This is a genomic window from Oryzisolibacter sp. LB2S, from assembly GCF_040732315.1.
In the GTDB taxonomy this organism is placed as follows: Bacteria; Pseudomonadota; Gammaproteobacteria; order Burkholderiales; family Burkholderiaceae_C; genus Alicycliphilus; species Alicycliphilus soli.
In genome coordinates, this window is sequence record NZ_CP160388.1 from 641,652 (window position 1) to 661,947 (window position 20,296).

The following is a 20,296-nucleotide window of genomic DNA, read 5'->3' on the forward strand; positions in this document are numbered from 1 at the left end:
CCCCCTCCAGTCCGGCGCCATGGATCAACCCGCGCCGCAGCCCGCGCCCGCTGCCGCAGCCCCGGTGCTGACGGCCGCCGCCGAGGCGCGGGAATTCGTCGCGCGCATCTTTGCCGACGTGGTCGAGCCCGCTGCGCCAGTGGCGCCTGTGGCCGAACCGGCCGCGCAGGCCGAGGCTGCGCCGCAGGACGCCGCACGGGACGAGGGCGCGGAGGGCGAGGTCGCCATCGCCGCCACCGGCCCCGACGAGGCCCTGGCGCCGCTCGCCGGCCGGCGCGTGCTCATCCTCGGCCTGGGTGCCTCGGGCCTGGCCATGGCGCGCTGGTGTGCGCGCTCGGGCGCCGAGGTGCTGGTGGCCGACACGCGCGACAACCCGCCGCAGCTCGCCGCGCTGCGCGCCGAGCTGCCCGCGGTGCAATTCATCGCCGGGCCCTTCGACGCCAGCCTGGTCGAGGGCCGCGGCCTGCACGCCGTGTACCGCTCGCCGGGGCTGAGTCCGGCCACGATTGCTCCTGTAACAATAGCGGCCAGTGCTTGCCAGATAAGCGTTGGAGGCGAATTGGACCTGTATTCCATGGCCCTGCGCGCGCTGCGCGCCAGCCATGGCTATGCGCCCGCGGTGCTGGCCGTCACGGGCACCAATGGCAAGACCACGGTGACCTCGCTCACGGCGCGGCTCGTCGAATCTGCGGACAAGAGCGTGGCCGTGGCCGGCAACATCGGCCCCACGCTGCTCGATACGCTGGCCGAGCGCCTCGACGCGAACGACCTGCCCGAGGTCTGGGTGCTCGAGCTCTCGAGCTTCCAGCTCGACGGCGTGACCGGCTTCGAACCCACGGCCGCGGCCGTGCTCAACATCACGCAGGACCACCTGGACTGGCATGGCAGCCTGCAGGCCTACGCCCAGGCCAAGGCGCGCATCTTCGGGCAGGGCGGCCTGATGGTGCTCAACCGCGAGGACCCGGCCGTCATGGACATGCTGCCGGCACCGGTGCGCGTGAAGCTGCAAAAGCCCCAGCTGCGCGCCCATGTCACCTTTGGCGCCGACATGCCGCAGCGCCCCGGCGACTTCGGCATGGAGGTGGTCAACGGCATGGCCTGGCTGGTGCGCGCCCACGAGGCCGACGAGACCGCCAAACGCGGCAGGAGCGCCCAGCAGGCCGAGCTGCACATCCAGCGCCTCATGCCCGCCGACGCGCTGCGCATCCGCGGCCGGCACAACGCCTGCAACGCGCTGGCCGCGCTGGCCCTGGCCCAGGCCGCGGGTTGCGCCCTGGCGCCCATGCTCTACGGCCTGCGCGAATACCGCGGCGAGCCGCACCGCGTCGAGTCCATAGGCATGGTGCAGGGCGTGGAGTATTTCGACGACAGCAAGGGCACGAACGTGGGCGCCACCGTGGCCGCGCTCGCGGGCCTGGGCGCGGACCGGCGCCTCGTGGTCATCCTGGGTGGCGATGGCAAGGGCCAGGACTTTGCACCGCTGGCCGCGCCCGTGGCGCGCCATGTGCGCGCGGCCGTGCTCATAGGCCGCGACGCGTCCCAGATCCGCGCGGCGCTCGCGGACTGCGGCGTGCCGCTGATCGACGCCGAGACCATGGAGCAGGCCGTGCGGCTCGCAAGCGGCCAGGCCCAAGAGGGCGACGCCGTGCTGCTCTCGCCGGCCTGCGCGAGTCTGGACATGTTCGACAACTACGCCCACCGCGCGCGCGTGTTCTGCGAGGCCGTGCAGGCCCTGGCCGAGGATGCGGGCCAGACGCTGGAGGGAGGTCAGGCATGAGCGCCACCACCGCCCGCCCCGGCCTGTGGCAGCGCCTGCGCGCGCTCGTCGGCGCGCAAGCCGCCGAGGGCGCCGACCAGCTGCCCGTGCGCGTGGGCGGTACCGAGTACCGCCGCACGGCCGCCACGCCGGCCCATGTCGTGGGCTTCGATCAGTCGTTGCTGTGGGTGGTGGTGCTGCTGCTGTCCTTCAGCGTGGTCATGGTGTATTCGGCCTCCATCGCCATGCCGGACAACCCGCGCTTTGGCAACATCGCGCCCACGCATTTCGTGCTGCGCCACGCGATTGCCATCGGCGTGGGCTTCGTCGGCGCGCTGCTGGCGTTTCAGGTGCCCATGCAGACCTGGGAGCGCAACGCGCGCACCCTGTTCCTCGTGTCCATCGTGCTGCTCTTCGCGGTGCTGATCCCGCATGTGGGCACGGTGGTCAACGGCGCGCGCCGCTGGCTCAGCCTGGGGCTCATGAACTTCCAGCCCTCGGAGCTGGCCAAGTTCGCCGTGCTCATCTACGCGTCCGACTACATGGTGCGCAAGATGGACGTGAAGGAGCGGTTCTTCCGCGCCGTCATCCCCATGGCCGTGGCCGTGGCCGTGGTCGGCGCGCTGCTGCTGGCCGAGCCCGACATGGGCGCCTTCATGGTGATCGCCGTGATCGCCATGGGCATTCTGTTCCTGGGCGGCGTGAACGCGCGCATGTTCTTCCTGATCGCGGCCATTCTGGTGCTGGCCTTTGCCGCCATGGTCTGGCTCTCGCCCTGGCGGCGCGAGCGCATCTTTGCCTACCTTGACCCGTTCAGCGAGGCCCATGCGCTGGGCAAGGGCTACCAGCTCTCGCACGCGCTCATCGCCATCGGCCGCGGCGAGATCTTCGGCGTGGGTCTGGGCGGCAGCGTGGAGAAGCTGCACTGGCTGCCCGAGGCACATACCGACTTCCTGCTGGCCGTGATCGGCGAGGAGTTCGGCCTGGTCGGCGTGCTCGTGCTCATCGTGATGTTCCTCTGGCTCACGCGCCGCATCATGCAGATCGGCCGCCAGGCCATTGCGCTCGACCGCGTGTTCTCGGGTCTCGTGGCCCAGGGCGTGGGCGTGTGGGTGGGCTTTCAGGCCTTCATCAACATGGGCGTAAACCTCGGCGCACTGCCCACCAAGGGGCTGACGCTGCCGTTCATGAGCTTTGGCGGTTCGGCCATTCTGATGAACCTGGTGGCCATCGCGGTGGTGCTGCGCGTGGACTATGAGAATAAGTTGTTGATGAGAGGGGGCCGCGTATGACGCACATGAGCGCCGCACGGCCGCCCGAAGGCGCGAAGGCCCCCTTGGGGGGCAGCGAGGACACGCCAGTGCCGAGCGTGGGGGCGAAAGTGCGTACTGCCCTCATCATGGCCGGCGGCACGGGCGGCCATATCTTCCCGGGCCTGGCCGTGGCCCAGGAGCTCGCCGCGCGCGGCTGGCGCGTGCACTGGCTGGGCACGCCCGGCAGCATGGAGTCGCGCATCGTGCCCGCGCAGGGCATCCCCCTGGAGACCATCGATTTCTCCGGCGTGCGCGGCAAGGGCGTGCTCACGCTGGCGCTGCTGCCGCTGCGCCTGCTGCGCGCCTTCTGGCAGGCGCTGGCCGTGGTGCGGCGCGTCAAGCCCGACGTGGTGCTGGGCATGGGTGGCTATGTCACCTTCCCCGGCGGCGTGATGGCCGTGGCAGCCGGCAAGCCCCTGGTGCTGCACGAGCAGAACTCGGTCGCCGGCATGGCCAACCGCGTGCTCGCGGGCATGGCAGACCGCATCTTCACGGCCTTCCCCGGCGTGTTCAAGAAGGGCGCCTGGGTGGGCAACCCGCTGCGTGTGGCGTTCACGCAGCAGGCCGAACCGGCCGCGCGTTTTGCGGGCCGCGGCGGGCCGCTCAGGTTGCTGGTCGTGGGCGGCAGCCTGGGCGCGCGCGCGCTCAACGACATCGTGCCGCAGGCGCTGGCGCTGCTGCCCGAGGACGAGCGCCCGCGCGTCACGCACCAGAGCGGCGCGGTGCAGATCGAGCAGCTGCGCGCCAACTACCAGGCCGCGGGCGTGCAGGCCGAGCTCACCCCCTTCATCGAGGACACGGCCACGGCGTTCGCCGAGGCCGACCTCATCGTCTGCCGCGCGGGCGCGAGCACCGTCACCGAAATCGCCGCCGTGGGCGCGGCCGCGGTGTTCGTGCCCTTCCCGCATGCGGTGGACGACCACCAGACGACCAACGCCCGCTTCCTTGTCGATGCGGGCGGCGGCTGGCTCGTGCCGCAGGCCGATCTCACGGCACGCGGCCTGGCCGATATGCTATTGAATATGAAGCGACCCGCGCTGTTGGAGCGGGCGCTGAAGGCTAAAACCATGCAAAAGACACAGGCCACCCGCGAGGTGGTATCCGCCTGCGAGGAGCTGGCATCATGAAACAGGCCATCCGCCACATTCACTTCGTCGGCATCGGCGGCTCGGGCATGTGCGGCATCGCCGAGGTGCTGCACAACCTGGGCTATGTCATCTCGGGCTCGGACCTGGCCGACAGCGCCACGCTGCGCCGGCTGCGCTCGCTCGGCGTGGCCACCCATGTGGGCCATGCGGCCGCGCATATCGCCGGGGCCGATGCCGTGGTCACCTCCACGGCCGTGCAGCAGGACAACCCCGAGGTGCTGGCCGCGCGCGAGAGGAAGATCCCAGTCGTGCCGCGCGCCGTGATGCTGGCCGAGCTCATGCGCCTGCGCAAGGGCATTGCGATCGCCGGCGCCCATGGCAAGACCACGACCACCAGCCTGGTCGCCAGCGTGCTCGCCGAGGGCGGGCTGGACCCCACCTTCGTCATCGGCGGGCGACTGAACAGCGCCGGCACGAATGCCAAGCTGGGCCAGGGCGAGTTCATCGTGGTCGAGGCCGACGAGTCCGACGCCTCCTTCCTCAACCTGCTGCCCGTGATGGCCGTCGTCACCAACATCGACGCCGACCACATGGAGACCTATGGCCATGACTTCGGGCGACTCAAGCAGGCCTTCGTGGACTTTCTGCACCGCATGCCGTTCTACGGCACGGCCATCCTGTGCATAGACAACCCGGCGATCCGCGACATCCTGCCGCGCGTGAACTGCCCCATCACGAGCTACGGCCTGTCAGAGGACGCCGAGGTGCGCGCCGTCAACGTGCGCGCCGTGGGCACGCAGATGCACTTCACGGTGCAGCGGCGCAACGGCGTGACGCTGCCCGACATGGAGGTCGTGCTCAACCTCGTGGGCGAGCACAACGTGCTCAACGCACTCGCGACGATCGCCGTGGCCACCGAGCTCAATGTGCCCGACGAGGCCGTGCTGCGCGCCCTGGCGGCCTTCACGGGCGTGGGCCGGCGCTTTCAGCGCCATGGCGATCTGCCCGCTGCGGACGGCGGCCGGTTCACCCTCATCGAGGACTATGGCCACCACCCCGTGGAGATGGCGGCCACGCTGGCCGCGGCGCGCGGCGCCTACCCGGGCCGGCGCCTGGTGCTGGCCTTCCAGCCGCACCGCTACAGCCGCACGCGCGATTGCTTCGAGGACTTCGTCAAGGTGCTCGGCGGCGCCGACGCCGTGCTGCTGACCGAGGTCTATGCGGCCGGTGAGGCGCCCATCGTGGCTGCGGACGGCCGGTCGCTGGCGCGCGCGCTGCGCGTTGCGGGCAAGGTGGAGCCGGTGTTCGTCGACGACATCGCCGAGCTGCCCCAGCGCATCGCGGCCAGCGCCAGGGATGGCGACGTGGTGCTGTGCATGGGCGCGGGCTCGATCGGCGCCGTGCCCGCCAAGGTGGTCGAATTGCTACAACAAAAAGAGCTGCCTGCGCAGCAGGGAGGGGCGCAATGAGCCAAAAAGACCCCAAGATCAACGCGCAGGCCCTGGGCAAGGTCGCGGTGCTCATGGGTGGCACCTCGTCCGAGCGCGAGGTCTCGCTCATGTCCGGCGGCGGCGTGCTGCAGGCGCTGCGCTCGCGCGGCGTCGACGCCCATGCCTTCGACCCCGCGCACGCCGACCTGTCCGAGCTCAAGACCCATGGCTACAACCGCTGCTTCATCGCGCTGCATGGCCGCCATGGCGAGGACGGCACGGTGCAGGGCGCGCTCGAACTGCTCGGCATACCGTATACCGGCCCGGGCGTGATGGCATCCGCCATCGCCATGGACAAGATCATGACCAAGCGCATCTGGCGCTTCGAGGGCCTGCCCACGCCCGACTGGCGCCTCGTGGCCAGCAGCGCCGAGACGGCCCAGGCCTTTGCTGAGCTGGGCGCGCCCATGATCGTCAAGCCCTCGCGCGAAGGCTCGACCATAGGCCTGACCAAGGTCACCTCGCTGGGCCAGTGCGAGCAGGCCTACCGCCTGGCCGCGCAGCATGACCCCGAGGTGCTGTGCGAGCAGTTCATCGACGGCGACGAGACCACCTGCCCGGTGCTGGGCCAGGGCGCAGATGCCCGCGCGCTGCCGGTGATCCGCATCGTGGCGCCCGAGGGCAATTACGACTACCAGAACAAGTACTTCACCGACGTCACGCAGTACCACTGCCCGAGCGGCCTGCCCGAGGCCGAGGAGCGCGAGATCCAGCGCATCGTGGTGCAGGCCTTCCGCACCCTGGGCTGCCGCGGCTGGGCGCGTGCCGACATCATGATCCGCAGAAGCGACCGCAAGCCCTTTCTGCTCGAGATCAACACCTCGCCGGGCATGACGGGCCACTCGCTCGTGCCCATGGCGGCCAAGGCCAGCGGCATCGACTACCCCGACCTGTGCCTGCAGATCCTGGCGGGCGCATCGCTCGATGCGCTGCAGGGCCGTGGCGCGACCGGAGCACAGGAGCGCGCATGAACGCCACCCTGCCCGCACCGCTGGACGTGCGCCTCATGAACATGACCGCGACGGTCCTGTTCGTGGGCTTCGTCCTGGGCCTGCTGGCCGCGGGCGGGGCCTGGCTGCTGCGTCAGCCGGCGTTTGCGATCGGGCATATCGCCGTCGAGGGCGAGCTCTCGCACACCAGCGCCAAGAGCCTGCATGCCAACCTGGCGCCGCAGCTCACGGGCAATTTCTTCACGCTGGACCTGGAGGCCGCGCAGCACGCCTTCGAGCAGGTGCCCTGGGTGCGCAGTGCCCATGTGCGACGCGAGTTTCCGAGCGGTCTGCGCGTGCAGCTCGAGGAGCACGACGTGGCCGCCTATTGGGGCGCGGAGGGCAGCAACACCCTGGTCAACAGCCGGGGTGAGGTGTTCGAGGCCGACCATGGCGATGTCGAGCAGGAGGGCCTGCCGCGGCTGCTGGGCGCCGCGCCCGAGCGCGCGGCCGAGATGCTGGAGATGGCGCGCCGTCTGGCGCCCGCGCTGGCGCCGCTGGAGCGCGCCATGGAGGAGCTCGAACTCACCGGCAACAGCGGCTGGCGTGTGCTGCTGTCCGGCGGGGCGGTGTTGCAGCTCGGAAGCGGCACGCAGGAGGAGGTGCTTGCGCGCGTGCGGCGCCTCGTGGCCACCCTGGCCGGCGTGGCGCAGCAGCAGGGGCGCGGCGTGGATGCATTGGAGTACGCCGACCTGCGCTACGACGGGGGCTATGCGCTGCGCCTGCGCGGCGTGACCACGGTGGCAACGGAGGCACAGCGCGTGGCGGCGCAGCGCGCGGCCGAGAGGGCGGCCGCGGCACGCGCCGCGGCCCGTGCGCGCGCGGCAGCGGCGGCGGCAAAGAACAACTGAGGGCAGGACGAAAGAACTATGGCAAGAGAGTACAAAGACGTGGTCGTGGGGCTGGACATTGGCACGGCCAAGGTCATGGCCGTGGTGGCCGAGGTGCTGCCCGGCGGCGAGCTCAAGCTCGCCGGCCTGGGCGTGGCGCCGAGCAATGGCCTCAAGCGCGGCGTGGTGGTGAACATCGACGCCACGGTGCAGAGCATCCAGCAGGCGCTCAAGGAGGCCGAGCTCATGGCCGACTGCAAGATCCAGCGCGTCTACACCGGCATCACGGGCAGCCACATCCGCGGGCTCAACTCCAGCGGCATGGTGGCCGTGAAGGACAAGGAGGTCACGCCGACCGACGTGGCGCGCGTGGTCGAGACCGCCAAGGCCATCAACATCTCGAGCGACCAGCGCCTGCTGCTCGTGGAGCCGCAGGAGTTCGTGATCGATGGGCAGGATGTGAAGGAACCCATCGGCATGAGCGGCATCCGCCTCGAGGCCAAGATCCACATCGTCACGGGCGCCCAGAGCGCGGCCGAGAACATCATCAAATGCGTGCGCCGCTGCGGCCTGGAGGTCGAGCAGCTCATGCTCAACCCGCTGGCATCGAGCCAGGCCGTGCTCACCGACGACGAGCGCGAGCTCGGCGTGGCCGTGGTCGACATCGGCGCGGGCACGACCGACGTGGCCATCTTCACGGGCGGCGCCATCCGCCACACGGCCGTGCTGCCGATCGCGGGCGACCTGATCACCAGCGACATCGCCATGGCGCTGAGGACGCCGACCAAGGACGCCGAGGACATCAAGGTCGAGAGCGGCTACGCCAAGCAGCTGCTGGCCGACCCCGAGACCCAGGTCGAGGTACCGGGCCTGGGCGACCGCAGCCCGCGCATGCTGTCCAAGCAGGCGCTCGCCGGCGTCATCGAGCCGCGCGTGGAGGAGATCTTCTCGCTCGTGCAGCAGGTCATACGCGAGTCGGGCTACGAGGAGGTGCTGTCGTCCGGCATCGTGCTCACGGGCGGCAGCTGCGTCATGCCGGGCATGGTGGAATTGGGCGAGGACATCTTCCTCAAGCCCGTGCGCCGCGGCATCCCCAAGTATTCGAGCGCGCTGGCCGACATGGTCGCCCAGCCGCGTGCGGCCACCGTCATGGGCCTGCTGGAGGAGGCGCGCCTGGCGCGCATGAGGGGCTTCAAGGTCGCGGCCAAGAGCGGCTCGGTCAAGACCGCCTTCGGCCGCTTCAAGGACTTCATCGTGGGGAACTTCTGACATGGCCCCCGCACTTCTCTGGCTGGCACGCGCAGGACCACGGCACCGCAAGCGGGGCCGATGGCGAAGTACGGCCCCGCCACCCTGCACGGTCGCCCGGCACCACAACAAGCATCAACTTTTGGCAATTGCAAATCAGAAAATCGTTACAGGAGCAGCACCATGACCATCGAAATGATCGAGTCCGAAGAGTTCAACCAGGGTACGCAGATCAAGGTGATCGGCGTGGGCGGCGGCGGCGGCAACGCCGTGCAGCACATGATTGCGCGCAGCGTGCAAGGCGTGGAGTTCATCAGCGCGAACACCGATTCCCAGGCCCTCACGCGCAGCTCGGCGCACCGCACCATCCAGCTCGGTAGCAACGGCCTGGGCGCGGGCAGCAAGCCCGACAAGGGCCGCGAGGCCGCCGAGCTGGCCGTGGACGACATCCGCGACGCCATCACCGGCGCGCACATGCTGTTCATCACCGCCGGCATGGGCGGCGGCACGGGTACGGGCGCCGCACCCGTGATCGCACGCGTGGCCAAGGAGATGGGCATTCTCACCGTGGGCGTGGTCACCAAGCCCTTCGACTGGGAGGGCGGCCGGCGCATGAAGAACGCCGACGAGGGCCTGGCCGAGCTCGAGGCCAATGTCGATTCGCTGATCGTGGTGCTCAACGAGAAGCTGCTCGACGTGCTGGGTGACGACATCACCCAGGACGAGGCCTTCGCACATGCCAACGACGTGCTCAAGAACGCCGTGGGCGGCATCGCCGAAATCATCAACGAGTACGGCCAGGTCAACGTCGACTTCGAGGACGTGCGCACCGTCATGGGCGAGCCCGGCAAGGCCATGATGGGCACGGCCACCGCCAGCGGTCCGGACCGCGCGCGCATCGCCGCCGAGCAGGCCATCGCCTGCCCGCTGCTCGAGGGCATAGACCTGTCGGGCGCCAAGGGCGTGCTGGTGCTGGTCACGGCGAGCAAGGGCAGCCTCAAGCTGTCCGAGTCGCGCCTGGCGATGAACACCATCAACGCCTACGCCTCGCCCGATGCGCATGTGATCTTCGGCGCCGCCTACGACGACAGCCTGGGCGACGAGATCCGCGTCACGGTGGTCGCCACCGGCCTGTCGCGCGCCAATGCCCGCCGCCAGAACATCCAGGTGGTGCAGGGCGGTCTGCGCACGGGCACGGACAACGTGGCCTACCAGATGCCCATGGGGGGCGCGGCACTGGGTGCCTCGGCCGGTCTGGTCGGCGGCGCTGCGGTCCAGGCCGAGTACGGCAACATGCAGGTGCCCAGCGTCTGGCGCACCAACCGCACGGCGGCCACCGCGCGTGTGGATGCGCTGTCCTCGGGCGGCATGGACGAGCTGGAAATTCCGGCCTTCCTGCGCAAGCAGGCGGATTGATTCGGAGCACCCCCCTGCGGCGCTGCGCGCCTTCCCCCCGCTCTCGCTGCGCGGGCAGGGGGACGCAGCCAGCGCGGCGGGGCTGCCCTTGCGCGGCTGCTGCTGGCTTGGGTCACGCCGGTTTCAAGGCTTGGCTCCTATCGCGGCCATAGCCTGTCGCGGCGGGCAGGCAGAGGCAGCGGCCGGTAAAATTGCAACCATGCTCCAGCAACGCACCATCAAGACCCTGACGCGCGCCGTGGGTGTGGGCCTGCACAGCGGTCAGCGTGTCGAGCTGACGCTGCGCCCCGCCCAGCCGGACACGGGCATCGTGTTCCGCCGCGTGGATCTGCCCGAGCCCGTGGACATCCCGATCTCCGCCGAATCGGTGGTCGACACTCGCATGGCCTCCACCATAGGCGCGGGTGGCGCCAAGGTGCATACGGTGGAGCATCTCATGTCGGCCTGCGCCGGTCTGGGACTGGACAACCTCTACATCGACATCACGGCCGAGGAGGTGCCCATCCTCGACGGCTCCTCGGCCTCCTTCGTCTTCCTGCTGCAGAGCGCGGGCGTGGAGCTGCAGAACGCGCCCAAGCGCTTCATCCGCGTCAAGCGTCGCGTGGAGGTGCGCGAGGGTGAGGGTCATGACCTCAAATGGGCCCGGCTCGATCCCTATCACGGCTTCAAGCTGCGCTTCGAGATCGACTTCGCCCACCCGGCCGTCGATTCCACGGGGCAGAGCGTGGAGTTCGATCTCGGCAGCGGCAACTACGCGCGCGACATCGCGCGCGCGCGCACCTTCGGCTTCACCAAGGACGTGGAGATGCTGCGCACCCATGGCCTGGCGCTCGGCGGCGGGCTGGACAACGCCATCGTCATGGACGACTACAAGGTGCTCAACGCCGATGGCCTGCGCTACGACGACGAGTTCGCCAAGCACAAGATCCTGGACGCCATGGGCGACCTCTACCTCGTGGGCAAGCCCCTGCTGGCCGCCTACAGCGCGTTTCGCAGCGGCCACGCCATGAACAACCAGCTCTTGCGCGCCCTGCTGGCCCAGCCCGACGCCTGGGAGGTCGTGAGCTTTGACAACGAACGCCAGGCGCCGACGGGCTTTGCCCAGCCGGCGCGTGCCTGGTAGTCGCCAGGGGCAGTCGCGCGCATGCTGATCTTTCGCTGGGTCGTGATGCTGCTGCTGCTCGCGGCGGCCGTGTGCTTTGCCTTCTATGCCGGCACCGGCCGGCCACGCTACAGGCGCTGGGGCTGGGTCATCCTCAAGTGGACGCTGATCGCCGCCGGCATGTTCTTCGTGGTCCTGATCCTGGAACGCTTGTAACAACTGGCCGGCACCGGTTTTTCGGGCTTGGACCTATACTCGCGCCTGCTCCGGGGTGCACGAGGAATCCGATTCCAGGCGTGCTGAGATGGTGGCCCAAGCCACCGGAACCGCGAACTTGATCTGGTTAGTACCAGCGTAAGAAGAGCTGCAGTGGGGAGGTTGCGCGTGCCGTGGCGTGGGTGCCGTGGTGCGTTTGTCAGCCGTCCCGCCGATTGCGGAGCATTCCATTCAGCACCTTTGAGGAATGCCCGCCATGAACGCCCCCGACAGCTTCGCCACCTTGCTCGCCCGCACGCGCGAGTCCTTCCCCGCCTCCACCAAGAGCTACATCACCGGCAGCCGCGCCGACCTGCGCGTGCCGGTGCGCGACATTCAACTCACCAACGGCGAGGTGGTGAGCGTCTACGACACCTCGGGCCCCTACACCGACCCGGCTGCCGTCATCGACGTGAAGAAGGGTCTGGCCAGCGTGCGCGGCGCCTGGATTGCCGAGCGCGGCGACACCGAGAGCTACGAGGGCCGCAAGCCCGTGGCGCTGGACGATGGCAGCAAGAGCGAGGACGCCGTGCGTCTGGCCCAACTGCGCCAGGAGGCCGCCGCCCTGCAGCGCCGCCCCCTGCGCGCCAAGGCGGGCGCCAACGTGACGCAGATGCACTACGCCAGGCGCGGCATCATCACCCCCGAGATGGAATACGTGGCGCTGCGCGAGAACGGCAAGCGTGAATGGATGGCGCAGTACATGCAGGACCAGGCCCGCGAAAAGCGCCTGGCCGGCAACCCCCTGGGCGCGATGATTCCCAAGATCATCACCCCCGAGTTCGTGCGTGACGAGGTGGCGCGCGGCCGCGCCATCATCCCGGCCAACATCAACCACCCCGAGGTCGAGCCCATGGCGATTGGGCGCAACTTCCTCGTGAAGATCAACGCCAACATCGGCAACTCCGCCGTCACGTCCAGCATCGAGGAGGAAGTGGAAAAGCTGGTCTGGGCCATCCGCTGGGGTGCGGACAACGTGATGGATCTCTCGACCGGCAAGAACATTCACACCACGCGCGACTGGATCGTGCGCAACAGCCCCGTGCCGATTGGCACCGTGCCCATCTACCAGGCGCTGGAGAAGGTGGGCGGCATCGCCGAGGACCTGACCTGGGAGATCTTCCGCGACACGCTGATCGAGCAGGCAGAGCAGGGCGTGGACTACTTCACCATCCACGCCGGCGTGCGCCTGGCCTACATCCACCTGACGGCCCAGCGGCGCACCGGCATCGTCTCGCGCGGCGGCTCCATCATGGCCAAGTGGTGCATGGCGCACCACAAGGAGAGCTTCCTCTACACGCATTTCGAGGACATCTGCGACATCATGAAGAGCTACGACGTGGCCTTCAGCCTGGGCGACGGCCTGCGCCCGGGCTGCGCGTCGGACGCCAACGACGAGGCGCAGTTTGCCGAGCTGCACACCCTGGGCGAACTCACGCAGATCGCCTGGAAGCACGACGTGCAGACCATGATCGAAGGCCCCGGCCATGTGCCCATGCACATGATCCAGGCCAACATGACCGAGCAGCTCAAGCACTGCCACGAGGCGCCGTTCTACACCCTCGGCCCGCTGACCATAGACATCGCGCCCGGCTACGACCATATCGCATCCGCCATCGGCGCGGCCATGATCGGCTGGTTCGGCACGGCCATGCTTTGTTATGTCACGCCCAAGGAGCACCTGGGCCTGCCCGACCGCGACGACGTCAAGCAAGGCATCATCGCCTACAAGATCGCCGCGCACGCGGCCGACGTGGCCAAGGGCCACCCGGGCGCACGTGCGCGCGATGATGCGCTTTCCCAGGCGCGTTTCGACTTCCGCTGGCAGGACCAGTTCAACCTGGGCCTGGACCCCGAGACGGCGCAGGAATACCACGACGAGACGCTGCCCAAGGACAGCGCCAAGGTGGCGCATTTCTGCTCCATGTGCGGGCCGAAGTTCTGCTCCATGAAGATCACGCAGGAGGTGCGCGAGTTTGCCCAGCAGGGCCTGCAGGACAAGGCGGCGGAGTTCAACCGCGCGGGCGGCGAGCTCTACGTGCCCATCCACCCAGTGCGCGGCTGACCTCGCACCGTTCAGGCGCTGCGCCGGGCCACCAGGAAACATCGGCAAGGCGCGGTGAAGCCCGTGCAAACTTGGGTAAAGGCCGGGCGCGAAGCCGCCGGAGAGGCATGGGATGGGCGACCATAGGCACATGTTCACCGTCATGAAAGCACGCCACATGTCCTCTGTCTCCACCGCGGCAACCCTGGCTCCCCGCCGTCGTCTCATGGCCTGGGCGGCCGCCTGCACGGCCCTGGCGATGGGGCTGACCACGGTGGGCGCGCAGGCCCAGCCACGCCATGACCCGCGCCATGACCACCGCGACGAGCGGCGCCACGATGGGCGTCACGACCAGCGCCAGAAACATCGCCATGAATCGCATCACCGCCATAAGCATGTGCGGCCTGGCGGCCCGCACATGCACTCGCATTCCGGCCCGTCCCACCACGCCCATGGCCCGCGTCCCTGGCGCGGCGCGGGGCCCGATCACCGCTGGCACCGCGGCGACCGCCTGCCTTCCCGATACCGCAGTCACCACTACGTGGTCAGCAACTGGCGTGCCCATCGTCTGAGCGCGCCCCCGCGCGGCTACCACTGGGTTCAGCATGGTGGCGACTACCTGCTCGTGGCCATCGCCACCGGGGTCATCGCGCAGCTCATCCTGAGCCGCTGACACCGGCGCGGTCGGCGCACGCCCGCAACCATTGCCACGGGCGTGCGCGCCACAACGGTGCAGGACACCGGGGGCTGCACAGCGCTTTACGCACCCAATGAGGGCATCCCGCGCCGCGCTGTGGTGCGCCCATGGGGTGCTTTCCCCTTGCGGCCGGGCCGGTGAAAACTGGCATGGTCATTGCTCTCGTCTTCTTGCGGCGCCTTGGGTGCCGTGGCGTTCAGACGCCTGTCCTGAATGACATCTGGGGGCAAGACCCCTGGGAGACGATGGTGAAGCGATTGAATCTGGTGTTGGTGGGCAATGGCATGGCGGGGGTGCGCACGCTGGAGGAGCTGCTCAAGCTCGCGCCCGATCTCTATGACATCACGGTGTTCGGCGCCGAGCCACACCCCAACTACAACCGCATCCTGCTCTCGCCCGTGCTGGCCGGCGAGCAAACCCTTGAGCAGATCGTGCTCAACGACTGGTCCTGGTATGAGGAGAACGGCATCACCCTGCACACCGGTTGCACGGTGACGGAAGTCAACCGAGCCCGGCGCATGGTGCATGCGACGAGGGCCGATGGCGAGACCATCAGCGTGCCCTACGACCGGCTGATCCTGGCGACGGGCTCCAACCCCTTCATGCTGCCGATTCCCGGCAAGGATCTGGACGGCGTGCTCGCCTACCGCGACATTGCCGACACCCAGGCCATGATTGATGCGGCCGCCAAATACCAGCACGCGGTGGTCATCGGCGGGGGCCTGCTGGGCCTGGAGGCCGCCAACGGCCTGATGAAGCGCGGCATGCAGGTCACCGTGGTGCATGCCGGTGAATGGCTGATGGAGCGCCAGCTCGACGCCGTGGCCGGGCAGATGCTGCAAAAGGCGCTGGTCGAGCGCGGCATGCAGTTTCTGATGTCTGCGCAGACCCAGGAGCTGCTCGGCGGCGACGACGGCCGCGTCAAGGCAGTGCGTTTCAAGGACGGCAGTGAGGTGCCGGCCGACCTGGTCGTCATGGCCGTGGGCATACGCCCCAACACCGCCTTGGCCGAATTCATGCGCCTGCATGTGAACCGCGGCATCGTGGTGAACGACACCATGCAGACTACCACCGACGCGCGCATCTACGCCGTGGGCGAATGCGCCGCGCATCGGGGCACGGCCTATGGACTGGTGGCGCCGCTGTTCGAGCAGGGCAAGGTCCTGGCCAACCATCTGGCGGAATTCGGCATCGGCCGCTATCAGGGTTCGCAGACCTCGACCAAGCTGAAAGTCACGGGCATAGACCTGTTCTCCGCCGGTGACTTCATGGGCGGCGAGGGCACGGAGGAGATCCTGCTCAGCGACCCCGGCGCCGGCCAGTACAAGAAGCTCGTGCTCAAGGACGACAAGCTCGTTGGCGCCTGCCTGTACGGCAACACCGTGGACGGCAGCTGGTACTTCAAGCTGCTGCGCGAGGGCCGCAGCGTGGCCGAGCTGCGCGACAAGCTGATGTTTGGCGAGAGCAACATCGGCGACGCCGGCCATGCCGGCCAGAACCAGGCGGCCAGCATGCCCGACGATGCCGAGGTCTGCGGCTGCAACGGCGTGACCAAGGGCACGATCTGCAAGGCCATCAAGGAAAAGGGCCTGTTCACCATCGACGAGGTGCGCAAGCACACCAAGGCCAGCGCCAGCTGCGGATCGTGCACGGGCCTCGTGGAGCAAATCCTCATGGCCACCGTGGGGGGCGCCTACGAGGCGGCCAGCGCGGCCCAGCCCGTGTGCGCCTGCACCGAGCATGGCCATCAGGCCGTGCGCGACGCCATCCGCACCCACCACCTGATCAGCAAGGAAGAGGTCTTTGCCTTCATGGAGTGGAAGACGCCCGACGGCTGCCCCAAGTGCCGCCCGGCCATCAACTACTACCTCATCAGCACCTGGCCCAAGGAGGCGCTGGACGACCCGCAAAGCCGCGCCATCAACGAGCGCAGCCACGCCAACATCCAGAAGGACGGCACCTACAGCGTGGTGCCGCGCATGTGGGGCGGCGAGACCAGCGCCGCCGAGCTGCGCCGCATTGCCGACGTGGTGGACAAGTACCAGATCCCCACCGTCAAGGTCACGGGCGGCCAGCGCATCGACCTGCTCGGCGTGAAGAAGGAAGACCTGCAGGCCGTGTGGCACGACATCGGCATGCCCTGCGGCCATGCCTACGGCAAGAGCCTGCGCACGGTGAAGACCTGCGTGGGCAGCGAATGGTGCCGCTTCGGCACGCAGGACAGCAGCGGCCTGGGGCGCGATCTGGAGCGCGCGCTGTGGCGCATGTACGCGCCGCACAAGGTCAAGCTGGCGGTGTCCGGCTGCCCGCGCAACTGCGCCGAGAGCGGCATCAAGGACGTGGGCATCATCGGCGTCGACTCCGGCTGGGAAATCCACATCGCCGGCAACGGCGGCATCAAGACCGAGGTCGCGCATTTCTTCACCAAGGTCAGGACGGCCGAGGAGGTGATGGAGATCAGCGGCGCCTTTCTGCAGCTCTACCGCGAGGAGGGCTGGTACCTGGAGCGCACCGTGCACTACGTCTCGCGCGTGGGGCTGGAGCATGTCAAGCAGAAGGTGCTCGACGACGCAGAGAACCGCAAGGCGCTGTGGGCGCGGCTGCAGTTCGCGCTCGAGGGCGAGCCCGATCCCTGGTTCGAGGGCGAGAAGGCGCGCGTGGACGAGCGCCAGTTCATCCCCATCGCCGTCGCCTGAGCTCCACATCTTTGAATAAAACAAGGCTCCAGCGCGCTACAGACAAGCGCTGAAAGCTATGAAAGGTATAGCTATGACCACGAATTGGAAGTACATCTGCCAGGTCGAAGACATCCCGCGCCAGGGCGCGCGCCGCGTGGCCCGCCCCCAGGGCCTCGAAGTGGCGGTCTTTCGTACCGCCGACGACGAGGTGTTTGCGCTGCTCGACCGCTGCCCGCACAAGGGCGGCCCCCTGAGCCAGGGCACGGTCTATGGCAAGAGCGTCGCCTGTCCGCTGCACAACTGGACGATAGGCCTGTGCAACGGCCAGGCCGCCGCGCCCGACGAGGGCTGCACGCCGGCCTTTCAGGTCAGGGTCGATGGCGACGGCGCCGTCTACCTTGACGCCGAGGAACTGGGCAGCCATGCGCTGACGCAGACCCGCCCCGTCGCCGGGCCCGCGCTGCGCTGCACGTAAGGCCGCAGAGCAGAAAGGCTGGCGCGCGCATGAAGACGATCACCCCCTCCACCTGTCCCTACTGCGGCGTCGGCTGCGGCGTGCTGATCGAGAGCGAGGCCGGCCGCATCACCGGCGTGCGCGGCAACCCCGAGCATCCGGCCAACCAGGGGCGGCTGTGCTCCAAGGGCTCGACCCTGCACCTCACGGCGCGGCCCGAGCTCGCGCCCCAGGTGCGCCTGCTGCAGCCGCAGGAGCGTGCGACGCGCGGCGCAGGCCCGCGCCCCATAGCCTGGGGCCAGGCGCTCGATGGCCTGGCACGGCGCCTCGCAGACACCGTGCGTGAGCATGGCCCCGACGCCGTGGGCATCTATGTCTCGGGCCAGCTGCTCACCGAGGACTACTACGCCTTCAACAAGTTCGCCAAGGGGCTGCTGGGCACGAACAACATCGACACCAACTCGCGCCTGTGCATGAGCAGCGCCGTGGCCGGCTACAAGGCCACGCTGGGCGCCGACGCACCGCCCGCCTGCTACGAGGACATCGCACAGGCCGCCACGCTGTTCATCAGCGGCGCCAATCCCGCCTGGGCGCACCCGATATTGTTTCGGCGCATAGAGGACGCCAAGCGCGCCAACCCCGCGCTCAGGATCATCGTCTGCGACCCGCGCCGCACCGACAGCGCCGAGCTGGCCGACCTGCACCTCGCGCTCCGGCCCGGCTCGGACGTGTGGCTCTACCACGGCATGCTGCGCTGCATGATCGAGCAGGGCTGGCTCGACGAGGATTTCATCGCCACGCGCACCGAGGGCTGGATGGGCCTGGCCGCGCTCGTGACCCAGGCCACGCCCGAGGCCGTCGAGCGCCATTGCGGCATCGCCCCGTCAGATTTGCTGCAGGCCGCGCGCTGGTTTGCCGGCGTGCACGAAGGGGCCGGTGCCCGCCTGCCCACGCTCAGCCTGTACTGCCAGGGCCTGAACCAATCCGCCCACGGCACGGACAACAACACCGCCCTCATCAACCTGCACCTGGCCTGCGGCCAGATCGGCAGACCGGGCGCGGGGCCGCTCTCGCTCACGGGCCAGCCCAATGCCATGGGCGGGCGCGAGGTGGGGGCACTGGCCAACTCACTCTCAGCCCACCGCAACCTGGCCGACCCACAGCACCGCGCCGAGGTCGCCGCGCTCTGGGGCGTGCCCAGCGTGCCTGCAACGCCGGGCAAGGCGGCCATCGAAATGTTCCAGGCTGCCGCCGACGGTCATATCAAGCTCTTGTGGATTGCCTGCACCAACCCCGCGCACAGCCTGCCCGACCAGGCCCTGGTACGCCGCGCCCTGCAGCGCGCCGAATACGTGGTGGTGCAGGACGCCTACGCCACCGGCGCCACGGCGCGCTACGCCGACCTGCTGCTGCCCGCCAGCACCTGGGGCGAGAAGGAAGGCACGGTCACCAACAGCGAGCGCCGCATCACCCGCGTGCGCGCCGCCGTGCCCGCGCCCGACCTGGCCTGGGCCGACTGGCGCATCGTCACCGAGGTCGCGCGCCGCCTGCAGCCGCTCTTGCCCGAGCGCGCGGCCCTGCCCAGCCTGTTCCCCTACGACGGGCCCGAGGCCATCTGGAACGAGCACCGCGAGAGCACGCGCGGGCGCGACCTCGACATCACGGGCCTGACCTGGGCAGACCTCGAAATCGCGCCGCGCCAATGGCCCTGTCCCGAGGGCGAAAAGCACGGCCGCGCGCGCCTGTACACCGACCGGCAATTTGCCAGCGCCGACGGCCGCGCGCGCTTTGCCCTGCAGTTGCCGGGCACGGTGGCCGAGCCCACCGACGCGCGCCACCCCTTCGCGCTGATCACCGGGCGCCTGCGCGACCAGTGGCATGGCATGAGCCGCAGCGGCTTGGTCGAAAGCCTCTGGGCCCACGCCAGCGAGCCGCGCGCCGACATGCACGCCGCTGACATGGCGCGCCTGGGCCTGAAGGACGGCGACCTGGCCTACCTTACGAGCCGGCGCGGCAGCATCGTGGTGCCGGTGCAGGCAAGCGGCACGCTCGCGCCCGGCCAGGTGTTTCTGCCCATGCACTGGGGCGACGAGGCCCTGGGCGGTGCCAGCAGCACGGGCCGGCGCCTGGCCGGCGTCAACGCCCTGACCAGCGGCGCGCGCTGCCCGCAATCGCTGCAGCCCGAGCTCAAGCACGCGGCCATCAAGGTGCTCAAGGCCGAGCTGCCCTGGGGTCTGTGGGCCCAGGCCTGGCTGCCGCTGGCCCAGGTGCAGCGCGTGCGCCAGCAGCTCGAGGCGCTGATGGACGAGTTCCCCTTTGCGAGCTGCAGCCTGTTCGGCCGCGCCGAGGTTGGCAGCGGCCTGCAGCTGCGCGCGGCCGCGCACCAGGCCGTCGATGAGGCGCTGATCGAGCGCATCGCCGGCCTGCTCGGCCTGCAGGGCGCGGGGCTGCTGGCCTACCGCGACGCGCGCCGCGGCCAGTGGCGCCGCGCGCGCCTGGAGCCCGCGGGCAAGGGACTGCAGCTGCACGCCATGCTGCTGGCCGGCGACGTGAGCGCCCACGCCTGGATCGCACCGCTGCTGCAGGAGTGCCACGACGCCCAGCCGCTGCGCCGCGCCCTGCTGCAGCCCGGCGCCGAGCCGCCACAGCCGCTCGCGCCACGCGGCGCCACCGTCTGCGCCTGCGAGGGCGTGGGCGAGAACGCCATCACCGGCCTGCTCAAGGCCTGCGCGGGCGACGCCGGCGCACGCCTGGCGCGCCTGAAGGAGGAGCTGCGCTGCGGCACGCAATGCGGCTCCTGCGTGCCGCAGCTGCAGCGCATGGTGCAGGCCAGCATGGCATAGGGCAGGGCAAGGCCGTGAGGCCCTGCCCGTGCCGGCCGCGTTGCAAACACTCTTCCCAAACAGAACAGCCCGGTGGCGACACCGGGCTGTCTG

Annotated in this window: 15 protein-coding genes and 1 riboswitch; all 15 genes read left to right on the forward strand. The window is 69.3% G+C overall.

Features of this window, described 5'->3' with window-relative positions; genetic code table 11:
* Positions 1-19: 19 nt before the first annotated feature.
* The 15 genes from murD (at position 20) to ABUE11_RS03105 (ending at position 20,203) form a co-directional block, all read left to right on the forward strand.
* Entirely contained in the window at positions 20-1,777 is a 1,758-nt protein-coding gene (gene murD / locus ABUE11_RS03035) for a UDP-N-acetylmuramoyl-L-alanine--D-glutamate ligase (RefSeq protein WP_367068731.1), read from the forward strand.
* Positions 1,774-3,048: a putative lipid II flippase FtsW gene (gene ftsW / locus ABUE11_RS03040; RefSeq protein ID WP_367067612.1), complete on the forward strand. Its 1,275-nt coding sequence runs from the start codon at positions 1,774-1,776 to the stop codon at positions 3,046-3,048. The genes murD and ftsW overlap by 4 nt, the downstream gene beginning before the upstream one ends.
* Before the next feature lie 107 nt (positions 3,049-3,155).
* Positions 3,156-4,196 carry an undecaprenyldiphospho-muramoylpentapeptide beta-N-acetylglucosaminyltransferase gene (murG, locus tag ABUE11_RS03045; protein WP_367068732.1) on the forward strand — a complete coding sequence of 347 codons (1,041 nt, stop codon included), beginning with the start codon at positions 3,156-3,158 and terminating at the stop codon, positions 4,194-4,196.
* A complete protein-coding gene (murC, locus tag ABUE11_RS03050) occupies positions 4,193-5,626 on the forward strand; it encodes a UDP-N-acetylmuramate--L-alanine ligase (protein WP_367067613.1) in 1,434 nt (477 codons plus the stop codon). The genes murG and murC overlap by 4 nt, the downstream gene beginning before the upstream one ends.
* Positions 5,623-6,618 (forward strand): D-alanine--D-alanine ligase, encoded by a 996-nt coding sequence (locus ABUE11_RS03055; protein ID WP_367067614.1) that lies wholly within the window; start codon positions 5,623-5,625, stop codon positions 6,616-6,618. Before murC ends, ABUE11_RS03055 begins: the two co-directional genes overlap by 4 nt.
* A complete protein-coding gene (locus ABUE11_RS03060) occupies positions 6,615-7,487 on the forward strand; it encodes a cell division protein FtsQ/DivIB (protein WP_367067615.1) in 873 nt (290 codons plus the stop codon). Before ABUE11_RS03055 ends, ABUE11_RS03060 begins: the two co-directional genes overlap by 4 nt.
* Before the next feature lie 18 nt (positions 7,488-7,505).
* On the forward strand, positions 7,506-8,735 hold the full coding sequence (gene ftsA / locus ABUE11_RS03065) for a cell division protein FtsA (protein WP_367067616.1): 1,230 nt from the start codon (positions 7,506-7,508) through the stop codon (positions 8,733-8,735).
* Between the two features lie 162 nt (positions 8,736-8,897).
* Complete coding sequence (gene ftsZ, locus ABUE11_RS03070) at positions 8,898-10,130, forward strand: cell division protein FtsZ (protein WP_367067617.1); 1,233 nt, start codon at positions 8,898-8,900, stop codon at positions 10,128-10,130.
* Between the two features lie 199 nt (positions 10,131-10,329).
* Complete coding sequence (gene lpxC / locus ABUE11_RS03075; RefSeq protein WP_367067618.1) at positions 10,330-11,253, forward strand: UDP-3-O-acyl-N-acetylglucosamine deacetylase; 924 nt, start codon at positions 10,330-10,332, stop codon at positions 11,251-11,253.
* Positions 11,254-11,274: 21 nt separating this feature from the next.
* Entirely contained in the window at positions 11,275-11,448 is a 174-nt protein-coding gene (locus tag ABUE11_RS03080) for a hypothetical protein (protein WP_367067619.1), read from the forward strand.
* 41 nt (positions 11,449-11,489) lie between these two features.
* A riboswitch (TPP riboswitch) is annotated at positions 11,490-11,610 on the forward strand.
* A 94-nt stretch (positions 11,611-11,704) separates the two neighbouring features.
* A complete protein-coding gene (thiC, locus tag ABUE11_RS03085) occupies positions 11,705-13,552 on the forward strand; it encodes a phosphomethylpyrimidine synthase ThiC (RefSeq protein ID WP_367067620.1) in 1,848 nt (615 codons plus the stop codon).
* Between the two features lie 157 nt (positions 13,553-13,709).
* Positions 13,710-14,204, forward strand: coding sequence for an RcnB family protein (locus tag ABUE11_RS03090; RefSeq protein WP_367067621.1), 495 nt, complete (start codon positions 13,710-13,712; stop codon positions 14,202-14,204).
* Between the two features lie 269 nt (positions 14,205-14,473).
* Positions 14,474-16,924: a nitrite reductase large subunit NirB gene (nirB, locus tag ABUE11_RS03095; RefSeq protein WP_367067622.1), complete on the forward strand. Its 2,451-nt coding sequence runs from the start codon at positions 14,474-14,476 to the stop codon at positions 16,922-16,924.
* Between the two features lie 73 nt (positions 16,925-16,997).
* Positions 16,998-17,381, forward strand: coding sequence for a nitrite reductase small subunit NirD (gene nirD, locus ABUE11_RS03100; RefSeq protein WP_324427043.1), 384 nt, complete (start codon positions 16,998-17,000; stop codon positions 17,379-17,381).
* Positions 17,382-17,410: 29 nt separating this feature from the next.
* Positions 17,411-20,203: a molybdopterin-dependent oxidoreductase gene (locus ABUE11_RS03105; protein WP_367067623.1), complete on the forward strand. Its 2,793-nt coding sequence runs from the start codon at positions 17,411-17,413 to the stop codon at positions 20,201-20,203.
* The last annotated feature ends 93 nt before the right edge of the window (positions 20,204-20,296 follow it).

What these genes read in the sequence shown, in the direction of transcription:
- lpxC (WP_367067618.1), top strand. Translation starts at nt 10,330, where the DNA reads ATGCTCCAGCAACGCACCATCAAGACCCTGACGCGCGCCGTGGGTGTG.
- ftsW (WP_367067612.1), top strand. Translation starts at nt 1,774, where the DNA reads ATGAGCGCCACCACCGCCCGCCCCGGCCTGTGGCAGCGCCTGCGCGCG.
- murC (WP_367067613.1), top strand. Translation starts at nt 4,193, where the DNA reads ATGAAACAGGCCATCCGCCACATTCACTTCGTCGGCATCGGCGGCTCG.
- ABUE11_RS03055 (WP_367067614.1), top strand. Translation starts at nt 5,623, where the DNA reads ATGAGCCAAAAAGACCCCAAGATCAACGCGCAGGCCCTGGGCAAGGTC.
- ftsZ (WP_367067617.1), top strand. Translation starts at nt 8,898, where the DNA reads ATGACCATCGAAATGATCGAGTCCGAAGAGTTCAACCAGGGTACGCAG.
- ABUE11_RS03105 (WP_367067623.1), top strand. Translation starts at nt 17,411, where the DNA reads ATGAAGACGATCACCCCCTCCACCTGTCCCTACTGCGGCGTCGGCTGC.
- ABUE11_RS03080 (WP_367067619.1), top strand. Translation starts at nt 11,275, where the DNA reads ATGCTGATCTTTCGCTGGGTCGTGATGCTGCTGCTGCTCGCGGCGGCC.
- ABUE11_RS03090 (WP_367067621.1), top strand. Translation starts at nt 13,710, where the DNA reads ATGTCCTCTGTCTCCACCGCGGCAACCCTGGCTCCCCGCCGTCGTCTC.
- ftsA (WP_367067616.1), top strand. Translation starts at nt 7,506, where the DNA reads ATGGCAAGAGAGTACAAAGACGTGGTCGTGGGGCTGGACATTGGCACG.
- nirD (WP_324427043.1), top strand. Translation starts at nt 16,998, where the DNA reads ATGACCACGAATTGGAAGTACATCTGCCAGGTCGAAGACATCCCGCGC.
- thiC (WP_367067620.1), top strand. Translation starts at nt 11,705, where the DNA reads ATGAACGCCCCCGACAGCTTCGCCACCTTGCTCGCCCGCACGCGCGAG.
- murG (WP_367068732.1), top strand. Translation starts at nt 3,156, where the DNA reads ATGGCCGGCGGCACGGGCGGCCATATCTTCCCGGGCCTGGCCGTGGCC.
- nirB (WP_367067622.1), top strand. Translation starts at nt 14,474, where the DNA reads ATGGTGAAGCGATTGAATCTGGTGTTGGTGGGCAATGGCATGGCGGGG.
- ABUE11_RS03060 (WP_367067615.1), top strand. Translation starts at nt 6,615, where the DNA reads ATGAACGCCACCCTGCCCGCACCGCTGGACGTGCGCCTCATGAACATG.
- murD (WP_367068731.1), top strand. Translation starts at nt 20, where the DNA reads ATGGATCAACCCGCGCCGCAGCCCGCGCCCGCTGCCGCAGCCCCGGTG.